A 21,242-nucleotide genomic window follows, 5' to 3' on the forward strand; every position below is an offset into this window, starting at 1 on the left:
GACATGTCGTTCTCCTTCACCGAGGAACTCCTAATCTGATCGCTTTTCTGTGCTGGCCGGCCCGCCACGGCACGGCGCTGCAATGCGATTGACATCTTTCTGCGTTGCCGCAAAAATGGCAAGATCGTTTTGCAGTGCAGCGGAGGTTATGATATTTCCGTTGCAGGCCGCAAGGGGGCAATTTAATGTCTCCAAAATTAATCAGGGTGGAATTTTATTATGAGCGCGGACGGCATGACCACCAAATCGGAACAACCCTCTCTTCGCACTAGCAAAAAGACGGAAAAGCCGTGGCTGTTCCGAACCTATTCCGGGCATAGCTCGGCGCGGGCCTCAAACGAGCTGTACCGCACCAATCTGGGGCGCGGCCAGACCGGTCTGAGCGTGGCTTTCGACCTGCCGACCCAGACCGGCTACGACTCGGACCATGTGCTGGCGCGCGGCGAGGTTGGCAAGGTGGGAGTGCCGGTGGCGCATCTCGGCGACATGCGGGTGCTGTTTGACCAGATTCCGCTGGGCCAGATGAATACCTCGATGACCATCAATGCCCCGGCCGCCTGGCTGCTGGCGCTTTATATCGCCGTGGCCGAGGAGCAGGGCACCAGCCGCGCCGATCTGAACGGCACGGTGCAGAACGACATCATCAAGGAATATCTTTCGCGCGGCACCTATATCTTCCCGCCGGCAGCCTCGATGCGGCTGATCACCGATGTGATCGCCTTCACCTATCGCGAGTTGCCAAAGTGGAACCCGACCAATGTGTGCAGCTACCATTTGCAGGAGGCCGGGGCCACGCCGGTGCAGGAACTGGCCTATGCCCTGGCCACCGGCATCGCCGTGCTGGATGCGGTGAAGGCTTCGGGCCAGGTGCCGCCGGAGGATTTTGCCCAGGCTTTTGGCCGCATCAGCTTTTTCGTCAATGCCGGCATCCGCTTTGTCACCGAAATCTGCAAGATGCGCGCCTTTGTTGATCTCTGGGAGGAGATCGGTCGTGAGCGCTATGGTGTCACCGACGAGAAGGCTTTGCTGTTCCGCTATGGCGTGCAGGTCAACAGCCTTGGCCTGACCGAGCCGCAGCCGGAGAATAATGTCTACCGCATCCTGTTGGAAATGCTGGCGGTGGTGCTATCCAAAAAAGCCCGCGCCCGCGCCGTGCAATTGCCGGCCTGGAATGAGGCTTTGGGCCTGCCGCGGCCGTGGGATCAGCAATGGTCGCTGCGTTTGCAGCAGATTGTGGCCTATGAAACCGACCTGCTGGAATACGGCGACCTGTTTGACGGCAATCCGGCGATTGAAGCCAAGGTGAATGAATTGAAGCTTGCAGCAAAGGCTGAGCTGGAACGCATCGATGCCATGGGCGGTGCGATCCAGGCGGTGGAGAGCGGCTATCTCAAGCAGGCGCTGGTGGAGAGCAATACCGGCCGCGTGCGCGGCATTGAAACCGGCGAGATCACCGTGGTGGGGGTCAACAAATTCACCGAAAGCGCGCCATCGCCGCTGGTGGCCAGCGAAGGCAGCGCCATCATGACCGTGGATGCGGCGGCGGAATCCGAGCAGATCGAGCGTTTGCAGCAATGGCGCGCCCAGCGCGATGCCGGCGCGGTGAAGGCGGCGTTGGCTGAGTTGGAAGCCGCTGCGCGCGAAGGCCGCAATATCATGGAGCCGAGCATCGCGGCGGCCAAGGCGGGCGTCACCACCGGCGAATGGGCCGGCTGCCTGCGCGGCGTGTTCGGCGAATACCGGGCGCCGACTGGCGTGGCGGCAGCAGCCAATGCCACTGCTGATGACGGTATGGATGACTTACGCGCCGAGGTGGCCGCTGTGGCGCGCCGCCTGGGCCGCCCGATCAAACTTCTGGTGGGCAAGCCGGGGCTGGATGGCCATTCCAATGGCGCAGAGCAGATTGCCGTAAAGGCGCGTGATTGCGGTATGGAAGTGGTTTACGAAGGCATTCGCCTCACGCCGGAGCAGATTGTTTCAGCGGCCCTGGAAGAAGGCGTGCATCTGGTCGGCCTCTCCATCCTCTCCGGCAGCCATGTGGAACTGGCAACTGATGTGATCGAGCGCATGCGGGCCGAAGGCATCGGCGAAGTGCCGGTGGTGGTGGGCGGCATCATCCCGCCGGAGGATGAGCGCAAACTGCGTGCTGCCGGCATAGCCGGTGTGTTCACACCAAAGGATTTCAACCTGACCCAGATCATGCGGGCCATCGCGCAATTGGTTGATTCCGCTTACTCAAAGGCGGCATGACAGGGCTGGTATAAAAAAACCAATAAACCAAAATTTAAGTGATAGCGGAGGGGTGTAGGCTGCTTGTTCCGTTAAAACAGTCGCCTAGTTTGCACCCCTGATGGCGTCTCATATGCTCAAAATGTGCGTCGCCGCTAGAGCTAGCCTTATGACTGCGAACAGGCCCATGGCACTCTGTGCATCGGATTTTTTCTCGATTGGCAGGCGTTTTTTCTCGATTGGCAAGTGCATCGTGAATTGAGATTAAAATCCAATTGTATCCACGCTTTACTTCGGCTTGCTGAGATCTGGGCAAGGCTCCCTCCGCGCTTACTAAAAGCTGTTTAATCCGAAGTTAAACATCACTTATGGGCGATGATTTTGCGTAAATTATATCTATTTTTTTTGCAACAGAAAGAAATTACTTTAGTTTGCGGCTTAAAAACAAACTGACAAATAATTCGTCGAATAAAAAAAGCCTCCGCCCGGATGTGCCGGGGGGAGGCTTTATCGTTTCAGCCGAAAGCGCCGATTAGGCGGCCTTCTTGGCCTTCTTCGCCGGCTTGGCGGCAGAGGTCTTCTTGGCCTTCTTTTCAGTCGGCTTCTTGGCTTCGGCCTTCTTCGCCTTGGCGGCCGGCTTGGCCGGGGTTGCCGGAGTGGCCTGCGCCTGGGCGTTGCTGGCGATGGCGGGCGCCATGGCGCCGGTCAGGAAGCCAGCGACGATGAAAGCGGCAGCGATCGTCTTGATACGGGTGAACATCGGTGTGATCCCTAGGATTGAGGCTGCATTTCCCGCGTCATGGTTGTTATGGCGGCGGGCTGCATCGGCATCATCTCGTGTATGGCTTGCAGTCGCTGTCAAGCGGCAGTGCCAAAGCCGCGCCAATTGCGGCGATTCGTCATCGTATTAACAAATGATTCGCCGGTATTTTATGGCTTTTTTATCGCGATTCGCCCCGATTCGCTGCGAATCAGCCGGCGCGCTGCCATTCGCGACGATGGCGGGCCACATCGGGCCGCGCCGCCAGCCGTTCGGCCAGGGTGGGGCGTATTGCCGCATAGGCACCCGCGCGCCAGCCGGCCTCCAGCCAGAGCCAATGAAACAGGTCGCGCTGGGCATGGCTGCCGCCAATCCGGTGCAGCCCGGCAAGCCCGGCGCCAAGGTGGCGAAACGCCTCGGCCCATTGCTCGCGGCCATAGGCCACAATGCCACGCCCAAGCGGCAGGGCGGTTTCGCGCCAGCTCGGCTCCTGCGGCCGGCTATGGCTGTATTCGGCCATGCTGGTGAGCAATTCACTGGCGCTGGCATCATAGCCGGCGCGGGCCAGGCCGAGCAGGTAATGCAGGTCCAGGAAGGGGTCGACATGCTCATGCAGGCGGCCTTCCAGATATTGCGCCAGGTCTTGCCACCGCGCCCCGGCATCCAGGCCGACAAATTCCAGCCGTGCCAGCAAGGCCACGGCATTGACCTGATCCTGGCTGTATTCCTTCCACACGCCCCAGACCCGCTGGTCATACAGCGCCAGTGCCTGATCCGGACGGTCGCTGTCGATGGCAAACAATGCCGCATGCCACCAGTTATGCGTCAGCATGAAGCTGTTGCACTCGGCCCAGCAATCGCTCAGTTCGGTCAGGGTGGTCAGGCCTTCTTCAACGCGACCTTGCGCTTCCATCACATGTGCCAGGGCATGATGCGCCCAGGGTTCGGCGCGTTGCAGCGCAATGGCATGACGAGCCGCGGCTTCGGCTTCGTTCAGCCGATGGCTCTCCTCCAAAGCGAAGGCCAGCATGCCATGCAGATACGGGTTCTCGGCATTGGCTGGCGCGGCAGCTTCGGCGATACGCAGCATGCCGGCGGCATCGCCGATATGAAACATATGGCCCTGGCCCAGTTTCATCGCCGCCAGATCGCGCGGATACAGCCGCACGATCTCCTCATGCAATGCGATGGCGCGCGGTATGTCGTTATCAGCCCAGGCTTGCACCGCCTTTAGCCACAGCTGCTCGCGTGGCAGAGCCTTGTCCAGAGATGCGGCGCCGGCAGCCAGGAAAGGCGCCGCCTTGGCGGCGGCATCGCCGGTCTGCATAAAAAGCTGCAAAGCGGCTGCCTTGGCATTGGCCAGAACCTGATCCGGCTGTTGCTGCGCGGCGGCCAGCACCAGGCCGGCAGTTTTGCCATAGCGCAGGAAGCTGGCATCAAAACCATCCAGCCCGACCAATACCGCCGGGTTGTCGCTGCTGATTTCCAGCCCCTGGGCGTCGCGCAAAGTCATGCCGGTTCAGGGCCAGTCATTCAGCCGGTCAAACGGATACAGCGGCTTGCGCAGGCGCTTGTAGTCCAGCTTGCTGTTATCCGAGGTGGTAACGCCAATGCCATCCAGCGTATAGGTGGCGCGAGCCAGCGGCGCAAAGCCGGCGCGATAATGAATGCGCGATTTCAGCAGCAGATAACGCTTCGAGAGCGGATCGATGCCCATCGAGGTGAACACGCCAGTATCCCAGGGTTCGTGATGGTTCGACACCACCACAATCTGCATGCCGGCAGTCTCGAACACCGCCGATGGCCCCATCTTCACCACATAGCCGGTATACATCGGGCCACGCACCACCCATTCGCCATCGGTGATCGTGCGCACCCGGCCGGTCAGTTCCAGCGGCCGGCCCGGCTCATGGATCGCCGGCATGTCGGTCTTGCCGCCAAGCTTCAGCGTGATCGTGGCGCCCACGCCGGCCGCCTGCATCTGGCGCACCGCCTCGGGGTCCCATACCGCGCCCACCGCCACATCCTGGAGGCCCTGGCGCAGCACTTCGGCAATCACCGTCATCACATCCTGGGTGCCGCCCGAGCCGCAATTGTCAGCATGGTCCAAAAGCACAATCGGGCCATCCACGCTGGCGGCTTTCTGCTTCGCCTCGGCCACCGTCTCCTGCAAGTCGCGGTGCTGATAGAGAAAGATATCGCGCTGCTGCCAGGCCAGTTGCGCGATGCGTGCGGCGGCGGCATCGGCCTGGGCAAAATCATCGCCGATGCAGATCACGCTAGTGCCGGCATCAGGAATATCGGCCAGGGCAAAGCCGCCAAACACCGTAGCGGCGGGCAGGCCGGCGGCTTCCTCGGCCAGGCAGGCGGCAATCAGGCCCTTCATCGGCTCGTCGGCAGTGCCTTGCGCCAGGGTTTGCGATAGCAGCGGCAATTGCCGCCAGGCCATGGCCGGCTTCGGCCGCTCGCCCTTGAGCCAGCCCAGCAGGATGGCGCCAACCTGTTCCGCCACCACATCCATATCCACATGCGGATAGGTCTTATAGCCGATCAGCGCATCGCAATTGTCGATCATGCGCTGGGTCAGGTTGCAATGCAGGTCCAGGGTCACGGCAATCGGCAGGTCGGGCGCAATCTGGCGGATACGCTCCAGCAAGGTGCCTTCGCCGTCATCGGTATCCTCGGTCACCATGGCGCCATGCAGGTCCAGCAGGCAGCCGTCGCAACCGGCGCGCACCGCCGCCAGGATCGGCTCGCACAAGGCCGCATAGGCTTCCCGCGTCACCTTGCCGCCCGGCATCGCCTCGGCGGCAATCGGCAGCACCACTTCAGCGCCGATGGCGCGGGCCTGCTTCAGATACACGCCCAGCGGCATGTTGGTCTTGGCGTAGGCTTCAATTGCCGCGTGATCGCGATACAGCCCCCAGGCCTCGAACCGGGCCATGTCGGTAACAATGGGCGAGAAGGTGTTGGTCTCATGCTTCATCATGGCGAGCACAAGCTTTTTCGGCGATTGCGGCATCGGGGGCGGCGACTCCATTTTGTTTGTAGGCATATGGAAGCATAGGTGGCGGGCGGGGAAAAGAAAAAATCCGCCATTGGCGTGGCGCGGCATCAGAACAGATGCAGCAGTCTCCGGCCATGCAAGACCGCCAGGATCAGCACGCCGTCTGCCTCAATCTCATAGAGAATGACATGGCGGGCATGTTCATGGCGCCTCAGGCCCGGCGCGATGATATCTGCGGGCCGGCCGAGGCAAGGGTTTTCGGCTAATAGATCGAAACAGCGTGTCAGGTCAATTTGGTAGCTTTCTGCCTGCACCAGACCGAAAGTTTTTATGCCGTAACGGAAAATATCGAACAGGTCTTGGTCGGCGCGCAGCGAAAGGCGATAGTGAGCCAAGATTTCGGCCTTTCAGGCGCTTCTGCTGTCGGAACTGGCGGCGGCGAAAATTTCTGCCGGGCTGCGCTGGCTGACCCCGCCGATCTTTGCCTCGGCGACGAGCCGGCGGGCTTCCTCCAGGCTCAGTGGCTGCTCGGTTGTGCCTACCGAACGAGTCTTGCCGGTTTGCATCTCCTGATCCCGGCGCACCAAATCCCTCAGGTAATCGCCAGCATCAGCATATTGCCCTTGGCTAATCTGCTGCTCAATCCACGCTTTAAGCGGATCTGGCAGGGAAACAGTCAGGGTGGCCATCGGTCGGCTCCAGTGAAAAGGATGCGATAGATTATCATAAATTCCATACTGCAACAAAAAAACCCCAGCAGCGTTGCCGCTGCCGGGGTTCCCTGGAGGGGGCTGCTGGCCCCTAGAACCAGTTTGTCTAGTGGATCACTCGTTCTTCTGGCCGAACAGGTTGAGCATGGCCAGGAAGATGTTGACGAAGTTCACATAGAGCGACACGGCACCAAAGATCGCCTGCTTGCTCTGGATGTCGGCGGCATCGCCTTCATTGAACTCGCTCTTGATGCGCTGGGTGTCATAGGCGGTCAGGCCGGTGAAAACCAGCACGGTGATCGCCGAGATCGCCATCTGGACAATGCTGGAGCCAAGGAAGATGTTGACGATACCGGCAATGAACAGGCCGATCACGCCCATGAACAGGAACGAACCCATCCCGGTCAGGTCACGCTTGGTGGTGTAGCCCCACAGGCTCACCGCGCCGAACATGCCGGCCGTGATCAGGAAGACACGGGTGACGCTTTCGCCGGTATAGCGCATCGCGACCGCAGACAGCGACACGCCCATGGTGGCGACAAAGCCCCAATAGAGCGCCTGCACGGCCGGGGCCGACAACTTGTTGATGCCAAAGCTCATCACCAGCAACAGGCCGATCGGCACCAGTGAAACGAGGATGCCGAGGCCGGAGCCGAACAGAGTCTGCATCAGGGCGGGGCTCTGGGCCACGGCAATGGCAACGATGCCGGAAAGCGCCAGGCCCGAACCCATCAGATTGTAGACGCGCAGCATGTAGGACCGCAGCGCCTGATCGATGGTCGCCTGGTCCAACGTGCCGGCGCGATAGCCATAGCGCGTCTGGTTGAACGGGGTGGACATGGTGGTTTGCCTCCTGGTTTGCACACAGCGCATTTTGACGTGCCGGCCATCCGGCGGGCGTTTATGCACTGTTTATGTCGACTTGATATTTGGGGATTTCGGCCGCGATTTCAAGCCCCTATCGCGATCATCCCGAGGCCGTGATAGTCCCATGAAAAGCGTTCATTTACCAGGGATTTCGGTGTAAGAGGAGGGTAAGAGCCCGCGATCAACGCGGGCCGGAGCCTCCCATGACCCCTGTTTCCCCCGCGCCTGTCTCGCTGGCGCGATTAACTCTTATTCTTGGTTCGCTGACCGCCTTCACCCCGCTGGCAGTGGATATGTACCTGCCGGCCTTGCCCGGTTTGGCGCGGGAATTTGCCGCCCCGGATGGCCGTATCGAGCTCACCTTGTCGGCCTTTTTTGTCGGCCTGGCGCTCGGCCAGTTGGTCACCGGGCCGCTTTCCGACCGATTCGGCCGGCTCAAGCCGCTGTTTGGCGCCAGCGTGATCTTCGTGCTGGCCTCCATCGCCTGTGCCTTTGCCACTAGTGCCGAGATGCTGATCGCGCTGCGTTTCGTGCAGGCCCTGGGCTGCTGCGGTGGCCTGGTGATCGGCCGTGCCATGGTGCGTGATCTCTATCCGCCACAGGAAATGGCGCGGGTTTTCTCGCTGCTGATGCTGGTGCTGGGCGTGGCACCGATCCTGGCGCCGCTGCTGGGCGGCTACATGCTGATCTGGTTCGGCTGGCCGGCGATTTTTGGCTTCCTGGCGGTGGTTGGCAGCATCGTGCTGCTGGCGGCCTGGCGCCTGCTGCCGGAAAGCCATCCCGGCCCGTATCGGCCGCTATCGCTGCTGGGGTCGTTGAAGGATTATGCCGGCTTCTTCGCTGACCGCCGCTTCATGGGCTACACGCTGGCTTCGGCTTTGCCTTCGGGCGGCATGTTCGCCTATATCGCGGGCTCACCCTTTGTGTTCATCGAACTGCATGGCATGGCGCCGCATCATTATGCCTGGGTGTTTGGCGGCGGTGCCTTCGGGCTGATCGGCGCTTCGCAGCTCAATCGCGTGCTGCTGCGCCGCTTCACTTCGGCCGAGGTGCTGGCTGTGGCGGGCGGTTTCGCAGCCTTGGCCAGCCTTGGCTTGCTGCTGGTGGCCTGGGCCGAATTGCCGCTGCCCTTCCTGATCGCGGCGGTGATTATCTGCCTGGCGCCGATGGGCATGGTGATGCCCAATGCTGGTGCGGCCGCGATGGCAGCGGTGCAGGGGCCGCGCGCCGGCACGGCGGCAGCCTTGATGGGCATCCTGCAATTTGGCTGCGGCGGCGCTTCCAGCGCCCTGGTTGGCACGCTGCATACAGGAACAGCGGTGCCAATGGCCGGCCTGATCGCATTTCTGATGGTGAGCGGCTTTGTGGTGCGCAGCGTTCTGGTGCGTGACTGAAACTGGGCGTCAGGAAGCCGGTGTCACTTTTGGCACCGGCTGGCGCCGCTTGTAGATCACGTAACGATCAAATTCCATGAGCTGGTCATAGTCTTCCAGCCGCTTGGCAAAAAGCGGATTGCGCGAGAAATAGTCGAGATAGTTGAAAGTCTCATCCTGGCAGCGCGGAATGCCGGCCACCTTGTCGACGATGAGCAGCGCCGGCTTTTTCTTATAGAAATCCTCGGCCACCGAACGGAACACAAAGGCCTCACCCCGGCTCATTGCTTCCGGCGGGTTATACAGCGGCGCCAATTCATTGCAATCGGCATAAACCCCCTGCAGCACCCACATGCTCTCAAACCGCATGGTCATGCGCATGTCGGCATAGTTGATGATCGGGAAATGTGGGTAGATGCCGGGCGACAGCACCAGGATACGCTTGTTATAGGCTTCCTGGCGGATGATATGCAGCAGGCGCGGCACTTCCGAATTGGCATATTCAAGCTGCTTGAAGAACGGCCGCGTATGCAGCCCTTCCTGATAAAAAACCAGCAGCATCAGCGCGGCGGCAAACAGGCGCGGCCCCTGCTGGCGCGGCTGGCCGCCCGTGATGGTGCGGCGCGGCCAGACCTGGTGATCCATGACATGGGCAATGATCACGGCGGCCAGCAGCAGGGTGAGAGCCTGGGCCGGCATCGACTGGTAGGGCCAGCCCTTGCCCTGGGCATAGGCCGAGAAGAGCGCGCCGAAACCGGCCAGCGAGACGATGCGGGCCAGATCTGAGCGGATCGCCAGCCAGGCCGGAATGCAGAGTAAAGGCAGGATCACGCTGGGCGGACCAAGATGCGGCCCGGTGATCAGGTCGAGCCAGTCAGTATCGGAAACCGCTGTGTAGAATTCACGCGCAATCGGCAGGGCGATACTGAAATATTCCGGCGTTACCAGCACGGCAAACAGGGCGTGGCCCACACCTACCGCCAGCATGCACCATGGCACCACATCGGCCAGCATGGCGCGCCAGCCGCGCTGGCTCAGAATGTAAAGCTCCACCAGGGCCGGTATGGCGATGAAATAGGGTTTGATGCAGAAGCCAAGGCCGGCCAGCAGACCGGTGATGATGCGCAGCCGGCGGCTCAGCACCTCGCGCTGGGCGCGGCCCGAGGCAACCAGCAGGTAGGGCATCGCCAGCACCAGCATGATATGCTCACGCTGGCCGAAGGTCTGGTTCGGAAACACGATCAGCAGAAACAGCAGCAGCAGCGGCAGCAGCGCATCAGCGGTGGCATGGGCCGGATCCAGGCTGCCGGCCAGTACCCAGCGGCAGGTGGTGTAGGAAGCGGCGATGCCGGCTGCCAGGCAAAGGATCAGCATCGTGGTGCCGGGCAGGCCGGTCAGCTTGGCCAGCGCCTCGGGCAGCAGGTGCAGCACAAACACCAGCGGCGTGTTCATGTCGATGGCATCGACATACAGCTTGCCGCCTTCAAGCCAGACCTTGGAGATATACAGCAACACCGACGTGTCGTGATTAAGCGGCGGGAAGAAGTAGCCAATGATCCAGGCCGAGCAGAGCAGCAGCATGAAGCCATAAAGCAGCCGCGACCAATCGAGCCGCACCAGCCATTTGCGCGTGGCGGTGGTCTCTGGCTGGTCGATGGGTGAAATCTGGGTCATGCCGTGGGGTCGATTGAGCCGATCATGGGGTGCAACTGACGGGTTGGAAAGTATACGCCGCCTTGGTAAATCATTCACTTACGCTGGAATCAATGGGTTTGTTGGTGGATTTCGGTTTGAATGCGGGGGGGTCCGCATATCGGGCCAATTTCCGACACCGGTCTGCCATGGCGCCGCCGCAATCCGGGCCGACTATTGGAACTAGCGGCCGTTTCCTCTAATCCTGCTGCATTGGCCGTTGCCTGCGGGAAAATCATGACTGAAGCCACGCCCCTCTTTGCGCTTTCCATTGTTGTGCCGGTCTATAACGGCGCCGCCAGTGTACCCAGTCTGGTGGAAGCTCTCGCCAGGCTGGAAATTCCCGGCAGGCTGGAAATTGTGCTGGTCAATGATTGCAGCCCGGATAATTCGCTGGACGTGTGCCGCGAGCTATGCCGCGCCAACAACGTGGCGCTCAGCGTGGTCAACTTGTCGCGTAATTACGGCGAGCATAATGCGGTGATGGCCGGGCTCAGCCATGCCCGCGGCGCCTATATCATCACCATGGACGACGATTTGCAGAATCCGCCCGAAGAGGTGGTGCGGCTGTGGCGCCATGCCAGCGATAACGATTATGACGTGGTCTACACCTATTATGCCGAGAAGAAACACGAAGCCTGGCGCAATCTCGGCAGCCGCTTCACCAACTGGTGCGCCGACCACCTGCTCGATAAACCGAAGGGCCTGTATCTTTCCAGCTTCCGCTGCATGAGCGCCTTCCTCGCGCGCCAGGTGGTGGCGCATGACGGGCCGTTTCCCTATGTCGATGGTCTGATCATGCAGATCACGCAGCGTATTGGCCGCTTGCAGGTGAGCCATCTGCCGCGGGCCGAAGGCCGCAGCAACTATACGCTGGCGCGGTTGCTGCGCCTGTTCCTGTCGATGTTCCTGAATTTCTCGGTCATCCCGCTGCGTGTCGGCACCCTGGTTGGTGTCGCCATGGCGGGTTTGGGGATTTTTGGCTTTGTGTTTGTGCTGATCGAGGCATTGCTCTCGGAAGGCGCGCCGCAGGGCTGGGCCTCGCTGATGGCGGCAGTGCTGCTGCTGGCCGGTGTGCAGCTTATCATGCTGGGGCTGGTTGGCGAATATCTCGGCCGCATGTTCCTTACCATCAACAAGCGGCCACAATTTGTGGTGCGCGATGTGCTGCGTAATGAAAAGGCGCGGGCCGGGGAGCAGATTGCCGTCGAGGTGCCGACGCCATGATGCCGTATTATCTGATCCTGGCGCTGGGTGTGCTGATCGGCGTGGCCGGTCAGATGCTGCTCAAATCCGGCGCCGATGCCGGCAGCGACAGTGTTGTCAGCCAGTTGCTGGCGCCGCAATCCATCATTGGTCTTGGCCTCTATTTCCTCGCCGCGCTCTGCTACATGTATGCCTTGCGCAAGCTGCCGGTTTCGGTCGCCTTCCCGATGGTGTCGCTATCCTATGTGGTGGTGGCGCTGGCTGCCTATTGGCTTTATGGCGAGCAGATCGGGCCGGCCAAGCTGGCCGGCATCGCGCTGATCTGCGGCGGTGTTTTCCTGATCAGCCGCCAGGCCTGAGCCTCATAAAGCGGCTCTGACGGCTGCAATCACGGCATCGGCCTGGGCATCGCTCAGTTGCGGAAACATCGGCAGGCTGAGGATGGAGAGCGCGGCGCGTTCGGTGCGCGCCAGCCCGCCCTGGCCCAGCATCACGCGGCCCTGATAGGCCGGCTGCAAATGCACCGGCACCGGATAATGCACCAGATTGCCGATGCCGGCCTCGGTCAGCTTGGCGCGCAGGCCGTCGCGGCGTTCGGGGCCAACATCGATCACGTATTGATGGTAGACTTGCTCAGAACCGACACGGCTCACGGGCAAGGCGAGACCGGCAATGCCGGACAAGCCGGCATCATAACGCCTGGCGATGGCCTGGCGTTGCGCGGTATCCTGTGCCAGCCGGGTCAGCTTGACACGCAGAATCGCCGCCTGGATCGGATCGAGCCGGCTGTTCATGCCCGCAATGGCACTGACATAGCGCTCGCGCCAGCCATATTCGCGCAATTCCTTCAGCCGTTGGGTCAGGCCGGCATCATTGCTGGTGATGATGCCGCCATCGCCGATGGCGCCGAGATTCTTGGTTGGATAGAGGCTGTAGGCAGTCAGTGCACCCCAATGGCCGATGCCGATGCCGCCGAGCCGCGCGCCATGCGCCTGGCTGCCATCCTCGATGATGGCAAGATCGTATTTGGCGGCGATGGCGGCGATGGCCGGCATGTCGGCGGCCTGGCCATAAAGATGCACCGGAATGATCGCCCGCGGCTTGGCGGCAGCATCGGCCGGCCATTGCGCCAGGGTGGCTTCAAGCTGCGCCACGTCCAGGCCGTAATAACCATCCACATCCAGCAATACCGGCGTGGCGCCGGTCAGCTCGATGGCCGCCACAGTGGCCACAGCGGTATGAGACACGGTGAACACCGCATCGCCGGGGCCGATTTCCAGGGCGCGCAAGGCCAGGATCAGCGCGTCAGTGCCGCTGGCACAGGCAATGCCATGGGCGGCACCGGCATAGGCGGCGAATTCGGCCTCGAAGCCGCTCACTTCATCACCCAGGATGTAGCGGCCGCCGTCCAGCACGCGGCGGATTGCGGCGTCGATCTCGGTCTGTTGCGCCAGATAGCCGGCCTTCGGGTCGGTTTGCGGAATCATGCGGAAAGCCTCACAGGTAGAAATGTTTGTTGGCGCGGTAATAGGCCAGGGTGCGGCGCAGGCCCTCGGCCATGTCGAAACGCGGCTGCCAGTTGGCGGCGGCGCGGAAAGCGCTGTCGTCGCAATAATAATCGCCGATATCGATCTTCTTGCGCTCGGCGGGGAATTCCTTGCGGATGAAACTGCCGCTGCCGCCCACCTGCACCAGCAGCTCGGCCAGTTCATCCAGGGTCAGCGAAGGATGGCCGCCGATATTATAAACATGGCCGATGGTGGCATCCGCCATGGCGGTGCGCAAAGCGGCTTCCACCAGATCTTCCACATAGCTGAAATCGCGCCGCTGGGTGCCGCCCCAGACTTCAAAGGCGCTATCTTCGATCACATGCCGCACCCAGATGCCGAGGAAGGTCTGCTTGGCATCGCGGATACGCATGCGCGGGCCATACACATTGGTCAGGCGCAAGGCGGTGACCCGCATGCCGTAAACCCGGGCATAGAGCATGTGATATTGCTCGGCAGCCAGTTTGTGGATGCCATTGATATCGGGCGGGTTGAGCGGGTGTTTCTCATCCACCGGCAGATATTGCGGCGGGCCGTAGAATTGCCGGGTGCTGGAAAATACCAGCCGGGCGCCGGGATTGACCCGTCGCACCAGTTCGATGAAACGTAGATTGGCGATCTGGTTCAGCGCCATGTCTTCCAGCGGCTGCTGCATCGAATCCATATGCGATGTCTGGCCGGCGAAATTGAAGATGGTATGGGCGCCGGTCACCGCATCAGTGATCGCATTTTCGGCGCCGATATCGGATTCCAGCAAGCTGATCGGATTGGCCGGCAGGGCCAGATTGAACATGTTGGCGCCATAGCCGGCCAGCATGCGGTCGATCACCGTCACCTGGGCGCCCAACTCGGCCAGGCGGCGGGCCAGGTTCGATCCGATGAAGCCGGCGCCGCCGGTCACCACCACGGGGCGGTCGCGCCATACGGAAAAATCGTCACTCATTGCCTGCATCATCCGGTTGCTTGGGGGCGGTGTCGAAAATCATTAAAGCGCCGGATTATGCTCAAATCATGGCCGCCCGCGCCAGAGTTTGCCGGTTGCCGCCGATGCCTTGCCAAGTGCCGGCCGGCACGGCAAAGTGCCGGCCATGCCGCAGCCTTGCCGTCCTCTCCGCCTGCCCCAGCGTCTCGCCGGTCTTGTACTGGGCCTGGGGCTGCTGGCTGGCTGTGGTGGCGGGCAGCTCACCGAGCCATATTTCATCGTGGTGCCGAATCAGGTTTTGGACCCCACCACCACGCTGCCGTTATTCTCGGTCTGCTATAATGCCACGCTGCACAAGCCGGAAAGTGTGCGTAAGCTGGTGACCCAGCATTGCGCAAATGCCACGCCGATCGCCAATGGCGGCGATCTGAAATATTGCTCGCTCTCGGCGCCGGTGCGCGTCACCTATACCTGTTCGGCGCTCAGCCGCACGGCATCGGAAGCCCGGCCCAGGTTGCCAATCGACAACCTGCCCGGCACAAGCGTGGCTTTCTGATTTCAGGCGCCGATGCGGGCGCCGCTGGCCTTGTCGAACAAATGAAGCTGCGTGGTGTCGATCAGCAGGCTGGGCGTGCTGGCATCATGATAGCCGGCATTGCTCGGCACACGGGCCACCACTTCCTCAGTTCCCACCTTGCCATGCAGCAAAGTGTCGGCGCCAAGTTCCTCGGCCACATCCACGTTGAGGGCAAGATGGCCGGTTTCGCCGGCCAGAACGGGGCGCATATGCTCCGGCCGGATGCCCAGCGTATAGCTGCCGGCGGCAGCGCCGGCATAGGCGGCAGGCAGCGGCAACAAGGTGCCGTCGGGCAGGCGAGCCTGGCCGCCAGCCACTTCGCAGCTCAGGAAATTCATCGGCGGGCTGCCGATGAAGCCACCTACATAGGTGGTGGCCGGGGTGGAATAAACCTGGGCCGGGGTGCCGATCTGTTCGGCGCGGCCCTGGTTCATCACGATCAGCCGGTCGGCCAGGGTCATCGCCTCCACCTGGTCATGCGTCACATAAACCGAGGTGACGCCGAGTTGCTGGTGCAGCCGCTTGATCTCCAGCCGCATCTGCACACGCAGCTTGGCATCCAGGTTGGAAAGCGGTTCGTCAAACAGGAACACGCTCGGTTCGCGCACGATGGCGCGGCCCATTGCCACACGCTGGCGCTGGCCACCGGAAAGTTCACGCGGGCGGCGTTGCAGATAGGGCTGCAATTGCAGGATATCAGCGGCGCGTGACACGCGCTTGGCGATCTCGTCCTTGCTCATGCCGCGGATGCGCAGGCCGTAGGACATATTCTCGTACACGCTCATATGCGGATAGAGCGCGTAATTCTGAAACACCATGGCAATGTCGCGGTCGCGCGGCTCGATGTTGTTCACCACCCGCTCGCCGATGGCGATGGTGCCATCGGTAATCGCCTCAAGCCCGGCGATCATGCGCAACAGGGTGGATTTGCCGCAGCCCGAGGGGCCGACGATGACGATGAACTCGCCATCCTTGATCTCCATGTCAACGCCATGGATAACCCGGATGGGGCCGTAATTCTTTTTAACGCTGCTGAGCGTCACCTTTGCCATGGCGGCTTACTTCTCCGTTTCCACGAGACCTTTGACAAACCAGCGCTGCATCAGCACCACAACAAAAACCGGCGGCAGCAGGGCCAGCACGGCCATGCCCATGATCACCGGCCATTCCAGATAGGCATCGGGCGCGCGCACCAGGCGGCCGATGGAGAGCACGATGGTCTGGTATTTCGGATCGGATGCAATCAGCAGCGGCCAGAGATATTGATTCCAGCCATAGATGAACTGGATCACAAACATCGCCGCGATGCTGGTGCGGGCCAGCGGCACCAGCACATCCCAGAAGAAGCGCATCGGGCCGGCGCCATCGATACGCGCCGCTTCCACCAGTTCATCCGGCACGGTCATGAAGAACTGCCGGAACAGGAAAGTGGCGGTGGCCGAGGCGATCAGCGGCAGCACCAGGCCGGTATAGGTATCCAGCAGGCCGAGATCGGCAACAATCTTGTAGGTGGGGATGATGCGTACTTCCACCGGCAGCATCAGGGTGATGAAAATCATCCAGAAGAAAAAGTTGCGCAGCGGGAAGCGGAAATAAACGATGGCAAAGGCCGAGAGCAGCGAGATCACGATCTTGCCGACCGCAATCGACACCGCCATGATCAGGCTGTTCACCATCAACAGCAAAGCCGGCGTGCCGCCTGAAACACCAACAAGCTGCGGGCCGTCGAACAGCGCCTGGGCAGTGTTCTTGAAGAATTCGGCGCCCGGCAGCATCGGCATCGGCGATTGCGCTAGATCCGGAATCGTGTGCGACGCGGCAATCACCGCCAGATAGATCGGGAAGGCGACGATACAGGCCGCCAGGATCAGGGTGGAATGGCCGATGAAATCGGCGATGGGGCGGCGCTCAATCATGGTCAGTAATGCACCTTGCGCTCGATATAGCGGAATTGCAGCACGGTGAGGCCGATCACGATCAGCATCAGTACCACCGACTGGGCCGACGAGCCGCCCAGATCCTGCGCCTCGAAACCGTCATACCACACCTTGTAAACCAGAATTTCGGTCGCCTTGGCCGGGCCGCCACGGGTGGTGGCATGCACCACGCCAAAGGTCTCGAAGAAGGCGTAGACCACATTCACCACCATAAGGAAGAACAGGGTGGGGGAAAGCAGCGGGAAGATGATGGTCCAGAAACGCCGGGTCGGACCGGCGCCGTCAATCGAGGCAGCCTCGATCAGCGATTTCGGAATCGCCTGAAGGCCGGCCAGGAAAAACAGGAAATTGTAGCTGATCTGCTTCCAGGTGGCGGCGATCACCACCACGGTCATGGCCTGATTCGGATTGAGCAGATAATTCCAGTCGATGCCGATCTGCTTCAGGCCATAGGCCAGGATGCCCTGGCCGGGCAGGAATACAAAGCTCCACAGCGCGCCGGCCACGGCCGGGGCCACGGCATAGGGCCAGATCAGCAGGGTTTTGTAGGCCATGGCGCCGCGAATGATGCGGTCGGCAATCACCGCCAGCAGCAGCGACAGGCTGAGGCCGATGCTGGTTACCAGCAGGCTGAACACTGCCGTGACCTTGAAAGAATTCAGGTAATATTCGTCTTCCAGCAGGTAGAGAAAATTCTCCATCCCGACGAACTGGCTGGAGGTGCCAAAGGCATCTTCGCGCAACACCGACTGCACCACCGCCTGGCCGGCTGGCCAGAAGAAGAAAACAATAGTGATGGCAATCTGCGGCGCCAGCAGCATGTAGGGCAGCAGCTTGTTCTGAAAGACGACGCGCTTTTCCATGCCGGATGTGTCTCTGACGGGCTAATCGCTAAAGGAGCGCCAAGAAAAGGCCCGCGCCTGACAAAGTCAAGACGCGGGCCGATACTTCATTTACTCAACAGCTCAGGAGCGCTTGTTGTCGCGCTCGAACTGCCGCAGCAGGCGATTGCCACGCTCCACGGCGGTGTCCAGAGCTTCCTTCGGAGTCTTCTTGCCCGACCAGACGGCTTCCAGCTCTTCGTCCATCACGTCGCGGATCTGCACGAAGTTGCCCAGGCGCAGGCCCTTCGAGTTGCTGGTCGGCGCCTTCAGGGTCATCTGCTGCACCGAGATGTCAGTGCCCGGATTGGCTAGGTAGAAACCCTGGGCCTTGGTGGTTTCGTAGGACATCGGGGTGATCGGCAGATAGCCGGTCGCCTTATGCCACCAAGCCTGATTCTCGGTCGAGGACAGGTAATCGAAGAACTGGGCTATGCCCTTGTATTCCTCGGCCTTGTGCTTCGCCAGCACCCAAAGCGAGGCACCGCCGATGATCGAATTCTGCGGCGCGCCCTGCACATCGCTGTAATAGGGCAGCATCGAGATGCCCCACTTGAACTTGGCGCCGCGGGCGAAGGTGGCGTAGCCGGCCGAGCTTTCCATATGGATGGCGCATTCGCCAGACACGAACTTGGCATTCGCCTCGTTCTTGCGGCCGCCATACACGAACAGGCCTTCCTTCTGCCAGGTCGAGAGCTGGGTGATATGGCGCACATGCAGCGGGCTGTTGAACTTCAGCTCGGTGTCAAAGCCATCAAAGCCGTTCGACTTGGTGGCGAAGGGCACGTTATGCAGCGCCGAGAAATTCTCCAGCTGGATCCAGGTCTGCCAGTTGGACTGGAACGGGCAGGCGACGCCGCTGGCCTTCAGCTTGCGCACCACGCCGTCCATTTCCTGCCAGGTCTTCGGCGGCTGGTTCGGATTCAGGCCGGCCTTCTCGAAGGCGTCCTTGTTGTAATACATCACCGGCGTGGAGGAATTGAACGGATAGGACAGCATCTTGCCGTCGCTGGTGGAATAGTAGCCGGTGACCGCGGAGAGATAGCTGCCCGGATCGAACTTGTAGCCGTTCTGCGCCATCAATTCGTAGACCGGCTTGATCGCAGCGCGCGAGGCCATCATGGTGCCGGTGCCAACTTCGAAAACCTGCACGATATGCGGGCCCTTGCCGGCGCGATAGGCGGCCATGGCGGCGGTCAGCGTTTCCGGATAGCTGCCCTTGTTCACGGCAACGATCTTGTACTTGTCCTGGCCTTTGTTGAAGCCATCGGCGACTTCATTGACGCGCTCGTTCAGCGCACCGGTCATCGCATGCCACCATTGCAGCTCAATGCGGTTGTCCTTGGCCTGGGCCAGAACCGCCGACGAGGTGGCGACCATGGCGGTGCCGCCGAGCAGAGCCAGCGCCAGGCGCCCGAAAGTGCCTTTGATTTTCATTATTCCGTCTCCAATGCTAAAATTCCCACCCTGGTCGGGGGAAGCCCGACTTTATAGTTGTCATGCCGCGACGGTTCCGCGTCAGCATGGTTACAGTTATATGACAGGCCCCCCGTTGTGACCAAGGCTTATTCACACAAAATCGATTGGCAACCCGACCGGGTGATTGTGGACGGGCAGCCGTTTCCCTTCATATTGCGCCGCGATGCACGCGCTCGTCGCATGTTGCTGCGCGTCATGCCGCGCGATGGCACAGTGGTTCTGGTGCTGCCGAAACGCGCCGGCCTGGCTGCCGGGCAGGCTTTTATGCAGGAACAGGCCGGCTGGATTCTGGCCCGTCAGGCAGAGCGGCCGCAGGCCGAACCCTGGCAGGATGGCAGCCATTTGCCACTGCTGGGCGAAAAGCTGCTGATTCGGCACCGGCCGGAAGCGCGTGAACGTGGCGCTGTCTGGCTTGAAGATGGCGCCGTGCATGTTGCCGGCCGAGCCGAGCATGTGCAGCGCCGCCTGCGCGATTGGCTCAAGCAGCGCGCCCGGACGGAATTTTCCAGCCAGGCGCGGCAGATGGCCGAGGCCGAAGGGCTGACCTTGCGGAAGGTGACGATCCGCGACACCCAGAGCCGCTGGGGCAGTTGCTCGGCCGGCGGGAACCTGTCTTTCTCCTGGCGCGTGATCATGGCGCCGCCCGCGATCCTGCGCTATCTGGTGGCGCATGAAGTGGCGCACCTGCGCCATATGGATCATTCCGATGCCTTCTGGGGTCTGGTGGCCCGGCTGGTTGGTGGCGAAGTTGAGCTGCGCGCGGCGCGCGGCTGGCTCAAGCGCCATGGCACCGATCTGCATCTACATGGCTGAGTTTGGGCATGGTCGAAGGGGCGGGTAACGGCATATGGCGAAACTGAACCGCGACTCCCTGGCCCTGGTGGTGCTGCTGGGCTGCATCACCGCGCTCGGTCCGCTTTCCACCGATATGTATCTCGCCTCGCTGCCCAGTCTGGCGCAGCTTTACCGCACCGATGCGGCCACGGTGCAACTCACGCTCTCGGCATTTCTGGCCGGCTTCGCCGCCACGCAGCTGGTTTATGGTCCGCTCTCGGATCGTTTCGGGCGCAAGCCGGTCTTGCTGGTCGGGGTGATGATCTTTGTGCTGGCCAGTATCGGCTGCGCCCTGGCGCCAAGCATCGAGGCCTTGATCGGCTGGCGTTTTGTGCAAGCCTTGGGCGCCTGTTCCGGCGTGGTGCTGGGCCGCGCCATGGTGCGTGATCTGTTCGAGCGCGAACGCGCCGCGCGCATGATGTCGATGATTGCCATGGCGCTGGGTCTGACCCCGGCAGTGGCGCCGGTGCTCGGCGGTTATCTGCATGCGCATCTCGGCTGGCAGGCGAATTTTGTCGCCATGGCGCTGATCGGCCTGGCGCTGTGGCTTTCCATTGCGCTGCTGCTGGCGGAAAGCAATCAGCGCCGCGATCCCGCCGCCACCCGTATCGGGCCGATGCTGCATAATTTCGCCACGCTGATCCGGCATCAGCGCTTTCGCGGTTATGTCGCCTGCATCGCCTTTTGCTACGGCGGCCTGTTCAGCTTCATCTCAGGCTCGTCCTTTGTGCTGATGGAAGTGTTCGGTATTTCCGAAACCGCTTTTGGCTACTGCTTCGGCCTGGTGGTGATCGGCTATATCGGCGGCGCCATGATCGGCGCCCGCTTCACCGTGCGGCTGGGTGTCGATCGCATGCTGCAACTGGGTGTGGGCTGCTGCGCCCTGGGCGGTGTGCTGATGGCGGTGCTGGCATTGACGGCAGACCAGTTTGGCCAATCCTGGCACTGGTTTTCGCTGGTCGGGCCGATGCTGATCTACACCGCCGGTGTTGGCCTCACCATGCCGCAGGCCCAGGCCGGCGGCTTGCAGCCTTTTCCGCAGATGGCCGGCTCGGCCGCCTCGCTGATGGGCTTCACGCAGATGACGGTGGCGGCATTGGTCGGCATCGGCGTTGGCCATGCGCTGAACCAGACGGCCCTGCCGCTGGCCTTCGCCATCGCGGCGATGGGGCTGCTTACCGCTGCATCCTACTGGCTGATTGTGCGCCGCGCCGCCTGATG

At 61.5% G+C, this 21,242-nt stretch carries 20 protein-coding genes; 7 read left to right on the forward strand and 13 right to left on the reverse strand.

The features are described 5' to 3' along the window. Positions 1-234: 234 nt before the first annotated feature. The gene (locus tag KBB36_RS12075) at positions 235-2,250 is read left to right on the forward strand and encodes a protein meaA (protein ID WP_290981011.1); all 2,016 of its coding nucleotides are present in this window, start codon (positions 235-237) and stop codon (positions 2,248-2,250) included. Positions 2,251-2,761: 511 nt separating this feature from the next. Here KBB36_RS12075 and KBB36_RS12080 read toward each other — a convergent pair. The 6 genes from KBB36_RS12080 to KBB36_RS12105 all read right to left on the reverse strand — a co-directional run bounded on the left by KBB36_RS12080 (position 2,762) and on the right by KBB36_RS12105 (position 7,546). Continuing rightward, positions 2,762-2,989, reverse strand: a complete 228-nt coding sequence (locus KBB36_RS12080) for a hypothetical protein (protein WP_290980825.1) — start codon at positions 2,987-2,989, stop codon at positions 2,762-2,764. 211 nt (positions 2,990-3,200) lie between these two features. Further along, on the reverse strand, positions 3,201-4,502 hold the full coding sequence (locus KBB36_RS12085; protein ID WP_290980828.1) for a tetratricopeptide repeat protein: 1,302 nt from the start codon (positions 4,500-4,502) through the stop codon (positions 3,201-3,203). 6 nt (positions 4,503-4,508) lie between these two features. Beyond that, positions 4,509-6,029: a M81 family metallopeptidase gene (locus KBB36_RS12090; protein WP_290980831.1), complete on the reverse strand. Its 1,521-nt coding sequence runs from the start codon at positions 6,027-6,029 to the stop codon at positions 4,509-4,511. Between the two features lie 74 nt (positions 6,030-6,103). Next, the gene (locus KBB36_RS12095) at positions 6,104-6,391 is read right to left on the reverse strand and encodes a type II toxin-antitoxin system RelE/ParE family toxin (protein ID WP_290980834.1); all 288 of its coding nucleotides are present in this window, start codon (positions 6,389-6,391) and stop codon (positions 6,104-6,106) included. Between the two features lie 12 nt (positions 6,392-6,403). Then, positions 6,404-6,685, reverse strand: coding sequence for a type II toxin-antitoxin system ParD family antitoxin (locus KBB36_RS12100; protein WP_290980837.1), 282 nt, complete (start codon positions 6,683-6,685; stop codon positions 6,404-6,406). Between the two features lie 135 nt (positions 6,686-6,820). Further along, on the reverse strand, positions 6,821-7,546 hold the full coding sequence (locus tag KBB36_RS12105; protein ID WP_290980840.1) for a Bax inhibitor-1/YccA family protein: 726 nt from the start codon (positions 7,544-7,546) through the stop codon (positions 6,821-6,823). 230 nt (positions 7,547-7,776) lie between these two features. Here KBB36_RS12105 and KBB36_RS12110 point away from each other — a divergent pair, with 230 nt between their 5' ends. Further along, positions 7,777-8,967 (forward strand): multidrug effflux MFS transporter, encoded by a 1,191-nt coding sequence (locus KBB36_RS12110; protein ID WP_290980843.1) that lies wholly within the window; start codon positions 7,777-7,779, stop codon positions 8,965-8,967. A gap of 9 nt (positions 8,968-8,976) precedes the next feature. Here KBB36_RS12110 and KBB36_RS12115 read toward each other — a convergent pair whose 3' ends face one another. After that, on the reverse strand, positions 8,977-10,620 hold the full coding sequence (locus KBB36_RS12115) for a hypothetical protein (protein WP_290980846.1): 1,644 nt from the start codon (positions 10,618-10,620) through the stop codon (positions 8,977-8,979). 255 nt (positions 10,621-10,875) lie between these two features. Here KBB36_RS12115 and KBB36_RS12120 point away from each other — a divergent pair, with 255 nt between their 5' ends. Together KBB36_RS12120 and KBB36_RS12125 are read left to right on the forward strand one after the other, a co-directional pair. After that, on the forward strand, positions 10,876-11,865 hold the full coding sequence (locus KBB36_RS12120; RefSeq protein ID WP_290980849.1) for a glycosyltransferase family 2 protein: 990 nt from the start codon (positions 10,876-10,878) through the stop codon (positions 11,863-11,865). Continuing rightward, positions 11,862-12,203, forward strand: coding sequence for an EamA family transporter (locus KBB36_RS12125; protein WP_290980852.1), 342 nt, complete (start codon positions 11,862-11,864; stop codon positions 12,201-12,203). Before KBB36_RS12120 ends, KBB36_RS12125 begins: the two co-directional genes overlap by 4 nt. A gap of 3 nt (positions 12,204-12,206) precedes the next feature. Here the strand turns inward: KBB36_RS12125 and KBB36_RS12130 are convergent, their stop codons facing one another. Together KBB36_RS12130 and KBB36_RS12135 are read right to left on the reverse strand one after the other, a co-directional pair. Continuing rightward, a complete protein-coding gene (locus tag KBB36_RS12130) occupies positions 12,207-13,331 on the reverse strand; it encodes a DegT/DnrJ/EryC1/StrS aminotransferase family protein (protein WP_290980855.1) in 1,125 nt (374 codons plus the stop codon). A 10-nt stretch (positions 13,332-13,341) separates the two neighbouring features. Beyond that, positions 13,342-14,334, reverse strand: coding sequence for an NAD(P)-dependent oxidoreductase (locus tag KBB36_RS12135; RefSeq protein ID WP_290980858.1), 993 nt, complete (start codon positions 14,332-14,334; stop codon positions 13,342-13,344). 145 nt (positions 14,335-14,479) lie between these two features. On the opposite strand from KBB36_RS12135, the gene KBB36_RS12140 reads away from it, so the two are divergent. Continuing rightward, a complete protein-coding gene (locus KBB36_RS12140) occupies positions 14,480-14,869 on the forward strand; it encodes a hypothetical protein (RefSeq protein WP_290980861.1) in 390 nt (129 codons plus the stop codon). A gap of 2 nt (positions 14,870-14,871) precedes the next feature. Here the strand turns inward: KBB36_RS12140 and KBB36_RS12145 are convergent, their stop codons facing one another. From KBB36_RS12145 to ugpB, 4 genes are all read right to left on the reverse strand, one after another. Beyond that, complete coding sequence (locus KBB36_RS12145; RefSeq protein WP_290980864.1) at positions 14,872-15,942, reverse strand: sn-glycerol-3-phosphate import ATP-binding protein UgpC; 1,071 nt, start codon at positions 15,940-15,942, stop codon at positions 14,872-14,874. Positions 15,943-15,948: 6 nt separating this feature from the next. Beyond that, complete coding sequence (ugpE, locus tag KBB36_RS12150) at positions 15,949-16,806, reverse strand: sn-glycerol-3-phosphate ABC transporter permease UgpE (RefSeq protein WP_290980867.1); 858 nt, start codon at positions 16,804-16,806, stop codon at positions 15,949-15,951. 2 nt (positions 16,807-16,808) lie between these two features. Continuing rightward, entirely contained in the window at positions 16,809-17,690 is an 882-nt protein-coding gene (gene ugpA, locus KBB36_RS12155) for a sn-glycerol-3-phosphate ABC transporter permease UgpA (RefSeq protein WP_290980870.1), read from the reverse strand. Positions 17,691-17,792: 102 nt separating this feature from the next. Continuing rightward, a complete protein-coding gene (gene ugpB, locus KBB36_RS12160; protein WP_290980872.1) occupies positions 17,793-19,145 on the reverse strand; it encodes a sn-glycerol-3-phosphate ABC transporter substrate-binding protein UgpB in 1,353 nt (450 codons plus the stop codon). A 222-nt stretch (positions 19,146-19,367) separates the two neighbouring features. On the opposite strand from ugpB, the gene KBB36_RS12165 reads away from it, so the two are divergent. After that, on the forward strand, positions 19,368-20,000 hold the full coding sequence (locus KBB36_RS12165; protein WP_290980875.1) for a SprT family zinc-dependent metalloprotease: 633 nt from the start codon (positions 19,368-19,370) through the stop codon (positions 19,998-20,000). 34 nt (positions 20,001-20,034) lie between these two features. Continuing rightward, positions 20,035-21,240 carry a multidrug effflux MFS transporter gene (locus KBB36_RS12170; RefSeq protein WP_290980877.1) on the forward strand — a complete coding sequence of 402 codons (1,206 nt, stop codon included), beginning with the start codon at positions 20,035-20,037 and terminating at the stop codon, positions 21,238-21,240. The last annotated feature ends 2 nt before the right edge of the window (positions 21,241-21,242 follow it).

Origin of the sequence: Ferrovibrio sp. (genome assembly GCF_017994015.1) — a bacterium.
Taxonomy (GTDB): Bacteria; Pseudomonadota; Alphaproteobacteria; order Ferrovibrionales; family Ferrovibrionaceae; genus Ferrovibrio.

Bases quoted from the DNA above. Each gene is read 5' to 3' on its own strand.
- KBB36_RS12085 (WP_290980828.1), bottom strand. From the start codon at position 4,502: ATGACTTTGCGCGACGCCCAGGGGCTGGAAATCAGCAGCGACAACCCG.
- KBB36_RS12110 (WP_290980843.1), top strand. From the start codon at position 7,777: ATGACCCCTGTTTCCCCCGCGCCTGTCTCGCTGGCGCGATTAACTCTT.
- KBB36_RS12165 (WP_290980875.1), top strand. From the start codon at position 19,368: ATGTTGCTGCGCGTCATGCCGCGCGATGGCACAGTGGTTCTGGTGCTG.
- ugpB (WP_290980872.1), bottom strand. From the start codon at position 19,145: ATGAAAATCAAAGGCACTTTCGGGCGCCTGGCGCTGGCTCTGCTCGGC.
- KBB36_RS12170 (WP_290980877.1), top strand. From the start codon at position 20,035: ATGGCGAAACTGAACCGCGACTCCCTGGCCCTGGTGGTGCTGCTGGGC.
- KBB36_RS12120 (WP_290980849.1), top strand. From the start codon at position 10,876: ATGACTGAAGCCACGCCCCTCTTTGCGCTTTCCATTGTTGTGCCGGTC.
- ugpA (WP_290980870.1), bottom strand. From the start codon at position 17,690: ATGGAAAAGCGCGTCGTCTTTCAGAACAAGCTGCTGCCCTACATGCTG.
- KBB36_RS12075 (WP_290981011.1), top strand. From the start codon at position 235: ATGACCACCAAATCGGAACAACCCTCTCTTCGCACTAGCAAAAAGACG.
- KBB36_RS12140 (WP_290980861.1), top strand. From the start codon at position 14,480: ATGCCGCAGCCTTGCCGTCCTCTCCGCCTGCCCCAGCGTCTCGCCGGT.
- KBB36_RS12090 (WP_290980831.1), bottom strand. From the start codon at position 6,029: ATGGAGTCGCCGCCCCCGATGCCGCAATCGCCGAAAAAGCTTGTGCTC.
- KBB36_RS12130 (WP_290980855.1), bottom strand. From the start codon at position 13,331: ATGATTCCGCAAACCGACCCGAAGGCCGGCTATCTGGCGCAACAGACC.
- KBB36_RS12135 (WP_290980858.1), bottom strand. From the start codon at position 14,334: ATGAGTGACGATTTTTCCGTATGGCGCGACCGCCCCGTGGTGGTGACC.
- KBB36_RS12105 (WP_290980840.1), bottom strand. From the start codon at position 7,546: ATGTCCACCCCGTTCAACCAGACGCGCTATGGCTATCGCGCCGGCACG.
- KBB36_RS12080 (WP_290980825.1), bottom strand. From the start codon at position 2,989: ATGTTCACCCGTATCAAGACGATCGCTGCCGCTTTCATCGTCGCTGGC.
- ugpE (WP_290980867.1), bottom strand. From the start codon at position 16,806: ATGATTGAGCGCCGCCCCATCGCCGATTTCATCGGCCATTCCACCCTG.
- KBB36_RS12145 (WP_290980864.1), bottom strand. From the start codon at position 15,942: ATGGCAAAGGTGACGCTCAGCAGCGTTAAAAAGAATTACGGCCCCATC.
- KBB36_RS12100 (WP_290980837.1), bottom strand. From the start codon at position 6,685: ATGGCCACCCTGACTGTTTCCCTGCCAGATCCGCTTAAAGCGTGGATT.
- KBB36_RS12115 (WP_290980846.1), bottom strand. From the start codon at position 10,620: ATGACCCAGATTTCACCCATCGACCAGCCAGAGACCACCGCCACGCGC.
- KBB36_RS12125 (WP_290980852.1), top strand. From the start codon at position 11,862: ATGATGCCGTATTATCTGATCCTGGCGCTGGGTGTGCTGATCGGCGTG.